The sequence below is a fragment of the Flavobacterium sp. J372 genome, from assembly GCF_024699965.1.
Lineage (GTDB): Bacteria > Bacteroidota > Bacteroidia > Flavobacteriales > Flavobacteriaceae > Flavobacterium.
This window is the reverse complement of record NZ_JAJOMZ010000004.1, coordinates 724591-739953: the sequence shown is the minus strand read 5'-3', so window position 1 is coordinate 739953 and position 15363 is coordinate 724591. Positions and strand designations below refer to the sequence as shown.

11 protein-coding genes and 1 pseudogene are annotated in these 15363 nt (G+C 42.6%); 10 read left to right on the top strand and 2 right to left on the bottom strand.

What is annotated here, in order from left to right; genetic code table 11:
* Nucleotides 1–23 precede the first annotated feature (23 nt).
* Nucleotides 24–635, top strand: a complete 612-nt coding sequence (locus tag LRS05_RS03750) for a 50S ribosomal protein L25/general stress protein Ctc (RefSeq protein ID WP_257867095.1) — start codon at nt 24–26, stop codon at nt 633–635.
* Nucleotides 636–801: 166 nt separating this feature from the next.
* On the opposite strand, the gene LRS05_RS03745 is transcribed toward LRS05_RS03750, so the two are convergent.
* The gene (locus LRS05_RS03745; RefSeq protein WP_257867094.1) at nt 802–3906 is read right to left on the bottom strand and encodes a T9SS type B sorting domain-containing protein; all 3105 of its coding nucleotides are present in this window, start codon (nt 3904–3906) and stop codon (nt 802–804) included.
* 407 nt (nt 3907–4313) lie between these two features.
* On the opposite strand from LRS05_RS03745, the pseudogene pth reads away from it, so the two are divergent.
* Nucleotides 4314–4879, top strand: a pseudogene (gene pth, locus LRS05_RS03740) (aminoacyl-tRNA hydrolase).
* A gap of 60 nt (nt 4880–4939) precedes the next feature.
* Here the strand turns inward: pth and LRS05_RS03735 are convergent.
* Nucleotides 4940–7645 carry a reprolysin-like metallopeptidase gene (locus LRS05_RS03735; protein ID WP_257867093.1) on the bottom strand — a complete coding sequence of 902 codons (2706 nt, stop codon included), beginning with the start codon at nt 7643–7645 and terminating at the stop codon, nt 4940–4942.
* A 183-nt stretch (nt 7646–7828) separates the two neighbouring features.
* Between LRS05_RS03735 and LRS05_RS03730 the strand changes: the two genes are divergently transcribed.
* The 8 genes from LRS05_RS03730 (at nt 7829) to LRS05_RS03695 (ending at nt 15299) form a co-directional block, all read left to right on the top strand.
* Nucleotides 7829–8761, top strand: a complete 933-nt coding sequence (locus LRS05_RS03730) for a bifunctional riboflavin kinase/FAD synthetase (RefSeq protein WP_257867092.1) — start codon at nt 7829–7831, stop codon at nt 8759–8761.
* Nucleotides 8762–10084, top strand: a complete 1323-nt coding sequence (locus LRS05_RS03725; RefSeq protein WP_257867091.1) for an HTTM domain-containing protein — start codon at nt 8762–8764, stop codon at nt 10082–10084. It abuts the gene before it with no gap.
* Nucleotides 10085–10236: 152 nt separating this feature from the next.
* Nucleotides 10237–10710 (top strand): hypothetical protein, encoded by a 474-nt coding sequence (locus LRS05_RS03720; protein WP_257867090.1) that lies wholly within the window; start codon nt 10237–10239, stop codon nt 10708–10710.
* A 79-nt stretch (nt 10711–10789) separates the two neighbouring features.
* Complete coding sequence (gene bioB, locus LRS05_RS03715; RefSeq protein WP_257867089.1) at nt 10790–11872, top strand: biotin synthase BioB; 1083 nt, start codon at nt 10790–10792, stop codon at nt 11870–11872.
* Between the two features lie 139 nt (nt 11873–12011).
* Nucleotides 12012–12884 carry a cupin-like domain-containing protein gene (locus LRS05_RS03710; RefSeq protein WP_257867088.1) on the top strand — a complete coding sequence of 291 codons (873 nt, stop codon included), beginning with the start codon at nt 12012–12014 and terminating at the stop codon, nt 12882–12884.
* 36 nt (nt 12885–12920) lie between these two features.
* A complete protein-coding gene (locus LRS05_RS03705; RefSeq protein ID WP_257867087.1) occupies nt 12921–13397 on the top strand; it encodes a regulatory protein RecX in 477 nt (158 codons plus the stop codon).
* A gap of 61 nt (nt 13398–13458) precedes the next feature.
* A complete protein-coding gene (locus LRS05_RS03700) occupies nt 13459–14724 on the top strand; it encodes a tetratricopeptide repeat protein (protein WP_257867086.1) in 1266 nt (421 codons plus the stop codon).
* A gap of 17 nt (nt 14725–14741) precedes the next feature.
* Nucleotides 14742–15299, top strand: a complete 558-nt coding sequence (locus LRS05_RS03695; RefSeq protein WP_257867085.1) for a hypothetical protein — start codon at nt 14742–14744, stop codon at nt 15297–15299.
* The last annotated feature ends 64 nt before the right edge of the window (nt 15300–15363 follow it).

The window sequence follows — 15363 nt, the reverse complement described above, 5'->3', positions numbered from 1 at the left end:
TATTAACTATATTTTTATTTCAAATGAAATCGATTACGATTAAAGGATCTGAAAGAGAAAGCGTGGGCAAAGCGGCAACGCGTGCGGCACGTAATGCTGGAATGGTTCCTTGCGTGTTATACGGAGGAGAACAGCCAGTGCATTTTACAGCAGAAGACCTTGCTTTCAAAGGGCTGGTTTACACTCCAAACGTACACACTGTTGTAATTGACCTTGATGGCGGTAAGCAATACAACGCTATCCTTCAAGACATCCAGTTTCACCCTGTGAGCGACAAAATCCTTCACATTGACTTTTACCAACTGAAGGATGACAAAGAGATCACTATGGATGTACCGGTGAAAATTGTTGGTACTTCGCCAGGTGTACTTGGTGGTGGTGTGCTACGCCTAAACCAGCGCAAGCTTAAAGTGCGTGCACTTCCTGCAAACCTGCCTGACTTTGTTGAGGCTAACATCTCTGAACTTGAAATGGGTAACAAACTTTATGTTACTAAAATAGAGACTAACAACTTCAAAATCCTAAACCCTGAAAACACAGTGGTTGTACAGGTACGTATCTCTCGTGCTGCTATGAAGGCTGCGCAAGAAGCTGCAAAAGCTGCAAAAGCGCCTGCAAAAGGAAAGAAAAAGTAATTCAGTATTTCCAGAATATAAAAAGCGTCCTCACAAGGGACGCTTTTTTTTATTCGGTGATGTGTTGATTTATTTATTTGGGAAACTTCACGCCCGGCGGCGGTAGCCTTTACAATATGCCACCATCTATACAAATCACTCGTCTCTTCGTACTTTAAATTGTTGCTTACCTTACCAGCGAGAAGTGCCCGCGATACTCACGGCCGCTTTGGCGTTTTACAATAAACCAGTAGTCGGTTGCCGGCAGCGGGGCACCCTCAAAGCTGCCATCCCACCCTTCGTCATTGGCATCAAATGAATAGACAAGCTTACCGAAACGGTCAAAAACATGTACTATCATATTGGGCTCTTGTATGGTAGAGAACTTTATACGCCATTTGTCATTTGTGCCGTCTCCGTTTGGCGTAAAGAATTTCGGGTAGTCCAATACGTATACTGTTTCCTGGTCAAATCCGCAACGGAAACTATCCCTTACAAATACAGTATATTCCCCCGTCAGCAAATTCTCAAAAACATTGCTCTGCTGGTAAGTTACACCATCAAGAGAATACTCGGGGTACATCGGCACCTCGTTCGGCTTTATGTTTACGGTAATGGTATTGCTCTCAGCAAAATCAATCACATCTATACTTTCAATTTCAGGTACCGGTGAGGCTACCACAGTAACTGTCTGCGAAGATTCACAGCCATGTTCATTGGTGACAACTACGGTGTAATCTCCTGCCGTCCCTACAGCAATTTGCTCTGTAATGGCACCGTTAGACCACCGGTAACCTGCATAACCTGCCGGGGCGGTAAGCGTAACCGTCTGCCCTTCGCAGAATGCTGCCGGTGTAGTAATATTAAGCACAGGCGATTGGTAAAGCTGAAGTGCGAAGGCTATTGTTTCATGGCATACAGGGCTGTCATTGCGTATAACACGTGCATAAATTGTAGCCGGTCCGCTAACAATAGTGTTTGGCAGCACGCCTGTACCTGCATCGGCTTCTTCCTGCGTGGCGTGGTATGTAACAGTATATTCATCCGGATCCTGGCTGCCCAGTATGCCTGCATTTTGAAATGAGAGGTCAAATGTGTCTTCGCCATCATTCCCTACGTCACAGGTAAACAGTGTGCCGGGATCGTTCACCACAACAAGTGGGGTGGCATCCTGGGTGGTGATATCAACAGTAATATTCTGGCCGCAGGAGTCTGATATGGTTACGGTATATGTGGCTTCAGTAAGCCCTGTGAAAATATTATCTTCCCCGTTTTGTATTAAATACGGGATGTTGTTTCTGCGAATGATGGTATACTGTGCCGGCAATACAGCATTTGTTACCACTTCAAGGCTTATGGGGTCTCCGGGACAGCTTAGTATATTGGTTTCCAAAAGCTGTAGACCCTGATACAGCTCAAAATTATGTATTATGGCAATACATTCTTTTCGTCCTGTTACAGGGGCATAAGCCTGATGGTACCGCAATATCCTATATATACCTGACCATCCGTTTGCTGTAAGGGTTTCCTGCGATTGTATTTTTATTGCCGTAGTATTATTAGGCACACTTCCTTCAGTATAAGGATAATCCGTTTCCGGATGGCCCCAGCTACCGTTAGAAAGCTGTTTCTGTATCCAGAACGTTTCCCCTGCAGCATTACTTTCATAATTGAGGATAATGTCATAACTATTGCAGCCCGGAATAACCTGCAAATTATTTTTATTAATTGTATATCCTTCTACTTTTGCTACGTAATACCTTGGCTTATCCGGATTGTAGCATACATCTATGCCCATAAAACGATAGTCTCCCGGTGGCAGGCCATCCATGTAAAATACGCCCTGGCTGTTTATGTTAAAGGACGCATCATATGGCAGCGGATACGGGAACTCCGGCGGAGCAATCATAATCTTTACTCCTGATAGCGGCGGGTTGTGCGTACTTATCGTCACAGTGCCTAGCCCGGGGCTGCAGTCAGGCTGCTTATCGCCTATCATTACCGAAGGTACATTCTCCGGAACACGTATTGACCTGGTGAGGGTGTTGCCGCATTCATCGGAAAAATTAAACCAGTACACACCCGGGGGCAGGCCCGGTAACTCCAGGATATCGTTATCACTGATATACGTACTTACATCCAGCGGCGTAGTGGCTTCATACTCTTCAGGGGCTTGCGTAAGGATTGCTTTGTCGAGCACTACAGGAGCCTCATCACTTACAAGCTGTGCATTTATATAGCCAAGATTATTTACGCAATCATAATTAAATGCGTCTGCTTCAACCTGCATTGTTGGTGTAACCATAAAAAGAACATCTCTGCTTTGGCCGCAGGCATCTGTAATTACGGCGGTATACGGGCCTACAGGCACAGGCATGGCCTCGCTGCCAAATTGTATGTTAGTCTCTGTATACGGGCCCGGGTATTGTGCATTTGCCGCAGATGGATTAAAACCGGCGGGCGCTGTAGAAAAATTAATTGTATAGGGTGGCGAAAAGTTGGCAACATTTACCTTAAGAAACTTTTGTGCACAGCCGGCAAGGCCGTAGCCCCCTGTAGCCTGAATCTTAGGTATAGCTATTGGCACTTGGCCCGGTGGCGAACCAAAGGCAGTATATTCTCTTTGTCCGCAAGGATGATACACCATTACATCAACATCAACAAGTTGATCAAATGACACAAACGGGAGTGGCTGAAATACTTCCAAATACCACTGGTCACCAGAAGTTATTACCTGGTCAATTACAGTGTCAGAACTGCCGTTATGTATGGTATATTTTACAGTTATAGGATACGCTATTGGTGCATTACCATCATTAGGGTTACTGCCGATAGCTAGCCTTGTCAGAACTTCATTACAACTATTAAATATTGGCAAAACTTGAAGTAGTCCAACCGAGAATACTGTACCTGGTGCAACTGTAGGATATAGCTCAACTTCGTTACCGCAAATATCAGTTATCTTAACGCCGTAGAACCCCTGAGCGAGATTTTCAAAAAGAGAAGATGTTTGTGGCGGCCGGATAGTAGGGCCCCAAAAAATTTCATATGTAGCAGCTTCCCCTGATGTTACATTTACAGTAAACGAACCGCCACCTTCACCGATGCATAACTGGGTTGTATTTATTATGGTTGCGGCAAGCTGTGTATTATCTCTTATCCTCGCCTGCCCTGTTGCTGTAATAACTCCGCCGGGCAAATTTTGCGTGGCGGTAACATAATAGTTACCTGGCGCCAGCCCTGTAACTGATGTAGTTGTAGTTTGGCCTACGGGGTTTGCGATATCCGGCATCAGGTAAACATTATATGTAACAAGAATGCCAGGAGCTTCCCCTGAAACACTAAATGAGAGAGAGCCGGGGGCTGCACATGTAACCGCGGTTGGTGTGACCTGTAGCGAAAAATTTTGCCCATACCCGCTTATACCGCTTAGCAGCAGTATAAAAAACAGAATCTTGCCGACAAAGAAATTTTTCCGACTATACATTGTATATTGAGTAACTTCCAAAGTTAGTTAAATATTAGATGATAAATCTGATTTTACTGAAAGTGACCATGTTAAAATTTAAAATATAACAATTAGCACAGCATATTCCCTATTGCATTACATTAAAATAAATTATACTAAAACCCTATCTTTGCCCCATGAACTGGTTTAGCAAACTGTTTTCAAATCCGGAAAAGGATGAAATTGACCCCATGAAGAAATTTCTTATAGCAGGCCTTGGTAATATCGGCGCTGAATATGTTAATACACGTCACAACATTGGTTTCAAGATTGTAGAGCATATTGCCAGACAAGAAAACCTTGATTTTGCAACGGTGAAACTTGGAACAATGGCTGAATACAAACTAAAAGGACGTACCCTCTACCTGCTTAAGCCCAACACTTATATGAACCTTAGTGGAAAAGCAATTAAGTATTGGATGGACCAGGAAAAAATTCCTGCTGAAAACATTCTGGTTATCACAGATGACCTTAACCTTCCTTTTGGTACCATCCGAATTAAAGGTAAAGGCAGTGATGGAGGGCACAACGGCTTAAAGAACATCCAGACAGTACTGGGCAATGGTGATTACCCCCGCTTTAGGTTTGGAATAAGTGATGATTTTAAGAAAGGAAGGCAGGTTGACTACGTGCTTGGAGAATGGAGCGAAGCTGAAAAAGTGCATTGCCTGAAAGGCTTGATGTAACAGCGGAAGCTGTACGCTCATTTGCACTAAGCGGACTTGCCAACACAATGAGTACCTATAACGGCAAATAATTATAAGTATTAAATAAAAAAGGGGATACATCGCTGTATCCCCTTTTTTATCCGATTTAATTACTGAACAACAATTTTCTTAGTAACGCGGTTTGCACCATCTTCAACAGTTACAAGATAAACACCTGCCTGTACATTATCAAGATTTATGTTACCTGAAAACGCACCTGTATTAGCATATGATTTCTGCATTACCTGCCTGCCTCTCATATCATAAACACCAAGTTTAATATCTTCTCCGGTACCAGAGGTAAAGCTAACTGTAAAGTTACCATTGTTAGGATTAGGATAAATTGCTAAATCCTGCATTGCAAATTCTTCTGTAGAAGCTGCAGCCTGCTCGGCACATATTTCAAGGTTCCATGATAACACCTGCCCCGTATTGCCTGCGTATCCATCAGCAATCATTAGTGACCATGTACCTGCAACACCTTTGCCGTTAAGAGCGGATAGCGCAGAGCTTGGCGCGTATGTACCGGTAGTAGGCTCAGCACATACAACTGCAGGAGAACCATCATTAAATGTTATATTGAAATTATCCTGAGAGCCACATTGATTTTGCCATAGGAAAATTACGGTATTATCAGGATGCCTTATAGCCATTAATATATCGCGGATTGATGTATGCTGAAGATTGACACTTACGTTAACATCTGCAATAGTTCCTGTACCTGTTACAACCTGGTTAGAGTAATAAATAGGGCCTATTACAGAACTTGAAGTACCTGTACCATCTTGTACAGCAAATGGTGTATTTGTAGGATAACTTGTACAAGCTGTTACTAAGCCTACTTTAAAAGGCGTGGTGTTAAGAGCATAAAAAATATTACCAACAGCTTCAACCATTACCCTGCAATTTGTACCGCTTACTGCTGGTACAGTTATTGACTGCGAACCATCATTTGGCGTATTTTCGGCAAGCATAACAGGGTATGTAAGACCTCCGTCAAGAGATAGCTTGATATTTACATTTGAAGTACTAACAGGGAAATTTGTTGTATTTGCCACATTCCATGTTATAGTCTGCGTACTGCCAATTGCCCATGAAACGTTTGCCGTGTTTTGTGATGTAACCGTAAACGGGCCAACTGTACTGCTAACATTAATCTGTATGAAATCAGTTTTTGTCTGGCCTCCGCCTGCTACATTATCTCTTCCTGTGAGGGCAAAATTAAGTTGGCGTGCATTAGTATTTACGGTTTCCCAAAGGGTTGTAGGCGTTAAGTTGTTTTCAATCACTGATGTCAGATTAGGCATATACCTTACACCTGAGGTTGTAGGTGGCACTGACCTGAAGTTAGGCCCGTTTGTTTTAGTTGGAGAAACAAAGCTGTTAGTTGTAAATGCAGCCGATGTTGTTGCATCATTGTCCTGCTCCCAGGTGTATGTAACAGTATTTAGGTTTGCTTCAGGATTTACAGCACGCAAAACAAAAGCTGTGCCTCTTGGTATTGTTACGGCGGCGGGTGCTGTAACTGTAATAGCAGGATTTGTAAGTGCAGCTGTGGTACCACATGACTGGGTATTAAGGTAATTCTGTATCTGCCATATACTCCTGTAAGTAAAATAATCGTCTGAATGCAATTGCACGTTATATTGTTCGCCAAGGCCTGCATAGGCCATGATTGTACTACCGCTACCAGGTTCAACATTTACAGGGTTGTTTTCTCCTGTGTAAGTAAACGTATGGTTGGCGCCCATTTGGTGGCCCATTTCATGTGCAACATAATCTATATCAAAAAAGTCTCCTTCAGGGCCTCCTATTCCAGGTGATGTATACGCCCGGTCTTTAAAACCGTTGATACATACATTGCCTATACTACCGGCGCTGCCTCCGCCTCCGGAAGCTCCAAAAAAGTGTCCTATATCATAATTAGCTTCGCCTATAACACTGGTAAGCGTACTGTTAAGCTGAGAAGCCCATGAACCCATGCCTGTATAAGGATCTGTATTTGCATTTGTGTATATAACACTGTCATTATTGGCAATTATTATAAGTTTTACGGCAAGGTCACGTTCAAAAACACCATTAACCCTGGTCATAGTAGCATTCATTGCAGCGAGAGCGGCTTGTTTCTTTTGTGCGTCTGTACCGTTTGATACTCCTGCAACATTAGCATGGTATTGAGTATACTCTCCATTACATGATAGTGCAAGCCTGTACGTCCTGAAGATCAAATCGCTTGCACGGCGTGCTGATGGGTCGATAACAGCATCTACATTGCTATCATGTTTTGTAAGACAGGTAAAAGGCAGCCTGCCTCTTTCTCTTTTGCCTTCGGCATTGAAAACAATATACACATTACTGGTGCCGCTTGTATACTGTTCAATAAATTCAGTTTTACCTGCTTCACGCAGTACCATACCGCTCAATCCTCTAGGAGACAGGCTTAGCCTAAGCACTGCTGATGGATTCTGAAGGCTGTTACCTGCATAGGCACGTATTTCAGGATATTGGGCCTGTAGTTCAGGCGCAAAGTTTGAAGATTCATACATTGCATATTGCTCCATGTTGCCATTTACATCAGGAATAGCAATAACAACAGGCTGCGCGCCAGATTCTTTGCTGCCGGCGCCTGCAAGTGGCTGCCTTAGCGTCTGCGCATCAAAAAGAAAAAATCCTCCGGTAACTTTCATGAGAGATTCTTTCACCTCTCCGTTAGCGCCGGCGTCTTTCTTATCAACTGGCCTCCAGCCGCCTTCCTGAGCATTACCAAAGGAAATGCAGAAAATAGCGAATAGAGCCGCGAGTAATAATTTTCTCATTATATTAAGTTTTTTGTTGTAAAATAGGTGGCAAATATATTTCATTTTAATAAATCTTTTACAGTTGCGTGCCTTTTTTTGATGTTAATTAACTATGTAACAGATTATGAGTCAATTTTCCCACTTCAGTTTAGTTAATTTATCGATGTATAGTTACATTTGCCGAAACGAAACTTCCACGTTTTGAAAATTTTTAATTCCATACAGGATTTCACCACAAATTCAGCCACTGTGCTTACACTTGGCACTTTTGATGGTGTGCACAAAGGGCATAAAACTATCATTGATAAACTTACGGCAACAGCAAAAGCTGCAGGCGCCGCCTCAACCGTACTTACGTTTTTTCCGCATCCGCGGATGGTTTTGCAGCAGCACAGCGATATAAAACTGCTCAATACCATCAACGAAAAGGCTTATTTACTGGAACAATGCGGTGTAGACAACCTTATAATCCATCCGTTTGACCACGCTTTTTCACGCCTTACGGCTGAAGAATTTGTAAAAGATATCTTATTTGATAAACTAAACATAAACCACATCATCATCGGGTATGACCACCGTTTCGGGCGCAACCGTACTGCTACTATTACCGACCTTGAACGGTTTGGTGAACAATACGGCTTTGAGGTTATACAGATATCGGCGCTGGAAATAGATGAAGTTTCTGTAAGCTCTACCAAAATCCGCAATGCGCTTGACTCAGGTGATATTGTCACTGCCAACAGCTTCCTGGGCTACCCCTACCTGCTTACAGGTACTGTGGTGAAAGGTAAAGAGATAGGCCGTACCATAGGCTTCCCAACTGCCAATATTGATATTGCGGAAGATTATAAGCTGATACCCCCTATTGGCATTTACGTAGTTTCAAGCATTATTGACGGTAAAAATGTTTTCGGGATGATGAGTATTGGCACCAACCCTACTGTTGGCGGCACTACCCGTACCATCGAGGTAAATTATCTTGACTATGACGGTGATTTGTACGGCAAAGAACTGCGTATAAGCCTTTACAGCAAAATACGTGATGAGGAAAAATTTGAATCGCTTGATGCGCTTAAAGAACAACTTGTAAAAGATGGCCAGGCCACACGTGCATTTTTTCAAAACCTGCTATAAATGAAGAACCGCCTTTTTGAGCAGATAGATAATTCGCCGCTTATCATCTTCAGGATGTTCCTGGGGTTGCTGCTGGCCTGCGAAACCTGGGGAGCTATTGGCACCGGCTGGGTTAAGTATAACCTGATTGACCCAAAATTCACATTCTCACATATCCATATGGAATGGCTTCAGCCTTTACCGGGCTATTGGATGTATGTATACTTTATAATTATGGGCTTTTGCGGACTGCTGGTTATGGCCGGTTATAAATATCGCTGGAGCCTGGGGATTTTCACAATAATGTGGGCTGCAACCTACTTTATGCAAAAAACTACCTATAACAACCATTACTACCTGCTTATGCTGGTGTGCTTCATAATGTGTTTTCTGCCTGCAAACCGGTATGCGGCGATAGATTCACTTAAAAACCCATCCATTCGCAGGCTTACCATGCCGGCGTGGTGCTCATGGGTAATGATAGCGCAGGTTACCATTGTTTATGTATATGCATCGCTGGCAAAATTTTATCCCGGCTGGATTGACGGCACTTTTACCCGCAGCCTTATGGAGCGCACTATCACCCCTTCACTCCTGCCATTCTTTACACAAAAGTGGGTTTATCTGGGCATCGCCTGGATGGGCATCATTTTCGACTTGTTTATTGTGCCGTGCCTGCTTTGGAAACGCACAAGGACAATTGCCCTGATTGCTTCGCTGATATTCCACCTTTTCAATTCTATCACGCTGCAAATAGGTATCTTTCCGTTCTTCGCGCTTAGCTTTGTTGTGTTCTTTTACCCACCTGAAAAAATGCGCCGCATTTTCTTTAAAAAGAAACCGCCGGTTACCGACCATAGCCCTACCTATGAAGGCAAAAATATCTTCTGGTACTTCTTTGTACCTTACCTTATCATCCAGCTGCTGCTGCCTGCCAGGCACCTGCTTATGAAAGGCGATGTGCTCTGGACAGAAGAAGGCCACCGCCTTAGCTGGCGCATGATGCTGCGTTTCCGGAATGGGCTGATCAATTTTAGGGTTGTAGATAAAAAAACCGGCGAAGAGCTTTACTATGATGTAACGGGAGACCTTACTCCTAAGCAAAAAAGCGGCATGGCAGCCAAGCCCGATATGATATGGCAGATGTGCCAGCGCATAAAAAAACATTATGCCAAAGAAGGTAAAGATGTAGCTGTTTATGTAAATTCAATGGTGTCAATTAATGGAGGCCCTATGAAAGCTTTGATTAATAATAAAGTTGACCTGGCCGCTGCCGAATGGAACTACTGGGGCCATGATAACTGGGTACTGCTGTATGATGAAAACGGCAATCCTGTAAACTAATACAACCCGCTGGCAGTCAAAAAAATGGTCATACTTGTAGTATTAAAGTTTTATTAATACACTTTACCGTTTTCATTTTTATAGCTAAATTCGGTATAAATAAATTCGGACAAATACTATTAACTGATTTAGGAACACAAAAACAAACTGCCATGAAATTTTCAAGGATAATCACAAACGGTATCATCATTTTTGCATGCATCGGGGCCATTTTCTTATTTATGGAAATGCTTGGGCTTGATGACCAGGTATGGCTGAGGCTTATCAATTTTATACCTGTAATATGGGGTATCAACCGTACCATTAAAGATAACTATAAAGATCATATAGACGGCTATTTTACCAATCTTTTATCGGCAATATTCACCGGGCTTACAAGCCTTGTGTTAGGATTGATAGCTTTTATGGTATATGTGGAGATGAACGGTGGCGACAACTATCTTGAAAATTTTAAGGAAAGCTACATATTTGGCGGAGGCGAGCCATCTATATACCAGTTTTGCATTGGCCTGTTCCTTGAAGGGGCTGCCGCATCGCTTATAGTATCTTTCGCTTTAATGCAGTTCTGGAAAGATAAGGTTGAGAAAATCAACAAAGTAGATGACGCCAATCATAACCCCGCTTAAAGGCTGATTCAGATTTTCAGCACACAGGCATTGCCTTTTAACAGAATTTGCTATTTTTGAGCGAAACAAACCATCTGTTATGACGAAAAGGCACGACTGGACCCGCGATGAGATTATTGCCCTGTATAACAAACCTTTAATGGACCTGCTGTACCAGGCAGCATCCGTACACCGGGTATTTCATGACCCAAATGTGGTGCAGGTATCTACACTTTTATCAATAAAAACCGGGGGCTGCCCTGAAGATTGCGGCTACTGCCCGCAGGCTGCCCGCTACCATACCGATATTGAAGGGAATGACCTTATGTCGGTACAGCAGGTAAAAGCGCAGGCGCTTCGTGCAAAGGCAGGCGGTTCATCACGCGTGTGTATGGGCGCTGCATGGCGAAATGTAAAAGACGGGCCCGAGTTTGACAGCGTGCTTGAGATGGTGCGTACCATAAACAAACTGGATATGGAAGTATGCTGCACCCTTGGCATGCTTACCGAAAACCAGGCAAAAAGGCTTGCCGAAGCCGGCCTGTATGCCTATAACCACAACCTTGACACATCTGAAGAATACTATAAAGAGGTGATTTCTACCCGCGGGTATGAAGACCGCCTGCAAACTATTGAAAACGTACGCAAGACAAACGTAACTGTTTGCAGCGGCGGCATCATTGGGATGGGCGAGAGCGTTGAAGACCGCGCCGGTATGCTGGTAGCGCTGGCATCGCTAAACCCGCAGCCTGAAAGTGTGCCCATCAATGCGCTGGTAGCTGTTGAAGGCACCCCAATGGAAGATGAAAAGCCTGTTGAAATATGGGAGATGATACGAATGGTAGCCACTACCCGTATTGTAATGCCTGAAACACAGGTGAGGCTTTCAGCCGGGCGCACACAAATGAGCCGCGAAGGCCAGGCCATGTGTTTTTTTGCAGGAGCAAACTCCATTTTTGCGGGAGATAAGCTGCTTACAACGCCAAACCCCGATGTAAATGAAGATATGAAGATGTTTGAAATGCTGGGCCTGGTGCCTCAAAAGCCTTTCACCAAGATATCTCAGCCCGTTACTGTTGAAGCCGAAGACTCACAATATACAGCACTTGGCGAAAAACCGAAATGGACACGCCCCGGGCACAAAATTGAGCGCAACCTTGAGGCATCAGGGAAAAAAATCTAAATTAAAAGCTTCTTTAAAAGAAGCTTTTTTTGTAAGTTAGTTCTTCATAAAATAAAAATTTTAAGAAAATTTTGGGTGTACCGGTGTTTACAATAACGTAATGCTTGATTAAATTTGTTTACTAACATTCTGTCACGCTATGCCGCTGAATCTTACTGAAATCGAAAGAGTAAAAACCATATCTAAAGAGGATTTTTACAATAATTATGTAAAAAAACAAAAACCTGTTGTAGTGGAACAGCTTACTGCCGATTGGCCCGCTTATGAGAAGTGGAAGCTGGATTACATTAAAAATATCGCAGGCGAACAGATTGTTCCGCTTTATGATGACCGCCCGGTTTCGCACAAAGATGGTTTTAATGAGGCGCATGCACAAATGAAGATGGCTGACTATATAGACCTCCTGGAAAGTAAGCCCACCAATTACCGCATCTTTCTTTACAACCTTATGAAAAAGGTGCCGTCACTTCAAAATGATTTTAAGTGGCCTGACCTCGGGCTGAAGCTTATAAAACAAATGCCGATGCTTTTCTTTGGTGGAGAAAATTCAAAAGTGTTCATTCATTTTGACATAGACCTTTCCAACATCCTGCACTTTCATTTCCACGGAAACAAAAGGTGCATCATATTTGCGCCTGATCAAACGAAATATCTTTATAAAGTTCCGCATGCATTAATATCACGTGAGGATATTGATTTTGACAATCCGGATTTTGAAAAATGGCCGGCACTAAAACATGCGCATGGCTTTGTAGCCGACCTGAAACATGGCGAAATGCTATACATGCCTGAAGGCTACTGGCACTATATGAAATACTTAACACCCGGCTTTTCTATGAGCCTGAGGGCACTGCCACGCAGCTGGGCCAACCTGGGCAAAGCGGCATACAACATCTTTATTATGCGCTATTTTGATGGTTTTATGCGTAAATACAAAGGCCAGGCATGGATTGACTATAAGAATGAGCGTGCAATAACTGATACGCACAAAAACCTTAACATTACGGTATAGTACTTTTCCCGGAATTTATATATCTTCCTCACCGCTATGGAAACACAGAAAACATACACGGTAGAAGAAGCCAAAAGCAAACTGGAAACCTATTGCAGCTACCAGGAGCGCTGCCATGCTGAAGTTGAAAAAAAACTGAAAAGCATGGGCATGATTCCGCAGGCGGCAGATCTTATCATTGCACATCTTATTGAAAATAACTACCTTAATGAGGAGCGTTTTGCACGTGCTTTTGCACGCGGTAAGCACCGGATGAAATTTTGGGGGCGTGTGCGCATAACTCATGAGCTTAAATCGCGCGGAATATCTAAATATAATATTGAGGCTGCCCTAAAAGAAATTGATCCTGAGGAATATCATGAATTGTTTGAGGCGCTGGCTGAAAAGCAATGGTTAACCATAAGAGAGCGGAGTATAAGTTCAAAGAAGAAAAAGGTAGCAGATTTCCTGCTGAGAAAAGGTTTTGAAAGTAATATGGTTTATGACAAAATAGCTGAACTTTCAAAAATTTAATTTTTAAATATTATTCCTAAATTTTTGTTAAATTAGTCCCTGCCAATTATTGAAACGGACTATGATGCGATATTTACTGCTGGCACTACTGCTCCCTCTTTTTGCCCACTCACAAAAAACATACGATTTTAAGGAAGCCGAACTCAAGACACGGCGGCTTATCTACAGCGCCCCAGACAGCGCTCTGGTTGTAATTAAACGCACCCTGGCGCAAAAGGGCAAACTGCATGATACCATATATGGCAACACTTACAATTTATATGGTATGTATTATGGCATGAAGGGCAATCCTGATTCATCTATATATTATTTCAAAAAATCACTTACTTATATAGATGAGCACCCGCGGAATAAAGTACGCAGCCTGCTTAACCTTTCGATAGCCTATCGTAATAAAGGTGATTATTCTACTGCAATAAAGCTGGCGCAAGATGTTGTAGACATCAATGAGAAAATAGATAATGAAATTGGTGTAGGTATGGCCTATGGCGAGATTGCATCAAGTTATAACCTGATGAATGAGTATGATAAATCTATAGATTATCTGCTAAGGGCTGTAAACATACTCAAGAAACAAAAGGGAAATAAACAACTGCCGGCCGTAAAGCAAAAACTTGCAAACACTTATCTTAAAAAGGAAAATTTTGATTTTGCACTGGATTTATACAAAGAATGCCTGGTAGATTTTAAGGCAATGGGAGCCGATAAAAATTACTACATGACATTGCTGAACATGGGCGAAGCGTACATACATAAGCACCAGCTGGGTTCGGCAAAAAATGTATTATCTGAAGCGGCACAGGGACTTGAAAAGTTTGGGGATAAAGAAGTGCTTGGCATAACCTATTCAAAAGTTGGAAATCTTGAGCGGCAGCTTAAAAATAACGCAAAGGCAATTGCAAATTATGATAAGGCATTTAAATACCTGCTTCAAACCAAGTCACCGCATTTGGTGCGTATAGGTTCAGAATATATTGACCTGCTGAATTTCTCCGGAAATTTTGCCCTGGCTAAAGACATTATTGCAAAAATTGATGCTTCAAAAAAAATACAGGTGGCCAATGACCTCGACAGGATGGTATATCAAAAGGCTGTTGCAGTAACTTATGCCCAGACAAATGAAGACAAGAAGGCTATTGAGGCCTTTAAGAACGCTGTTGTAATGATGGACTCGCTGGCCATTAAAGAGAAAAAGGAAGATGTAAAAGAAGTTCAGGCGAAATTCCAGACAGCAGAACAACGCGAGAAAAACATTAAGCTGGCAGAAAATAATGAAACGTTGCAAAACACAATAGCAACCGAAAAAAGATCAGGATACTTTATATAGCCGGAAGCATAGTTGTATTGATACTGATTTTATCATTGGTACGCCAGCTGCGCCTAAAAAACAAGCTGCAACAGGAAGAGCTGAAATCTATAGCCGCAGAAAAAAACCTGATTGAACAGCAACACCGCCATGATGCTGAACTTAACAATGCCCAAAAGCATATTATTGAAGAAAAGCAGCGGGAATTAACATCGGCAGCGCTGCAAATGGCCAACTACCAGGACAGCCTTAATGCATTAATTGAAAGATGCAACCTTGGAGAAATTACAAAGATTAGTGAGATAAAAAGGGAACTGCTGCAACTGGCCCGGCAAAAAGACTACTGGAAACAGTTTGAAACCAGGTTTAACAACCTGCACCCGGATTTTAACAGCACGCTCTCAAACAGGTTTAGCAAGCTTACAAAAAATGATATAGAGTTTTGCTCTTTGCTTAAATTAAATCTCTCAAATAAAGAAATTGCTTCGCTTCTCCAGATTTCACATGAAAGCGCCATTACGAAAAAATATCGTATCAAGAAGAAAATGGAAATTAACGATGATGCAGAGTTTGAAAGGCTCTTAATGGAAATTTAACAACGGGATGCTTTATATGCGACATCATACTCATCCCAATTTCTCCAATAATTTAAGCGACTTA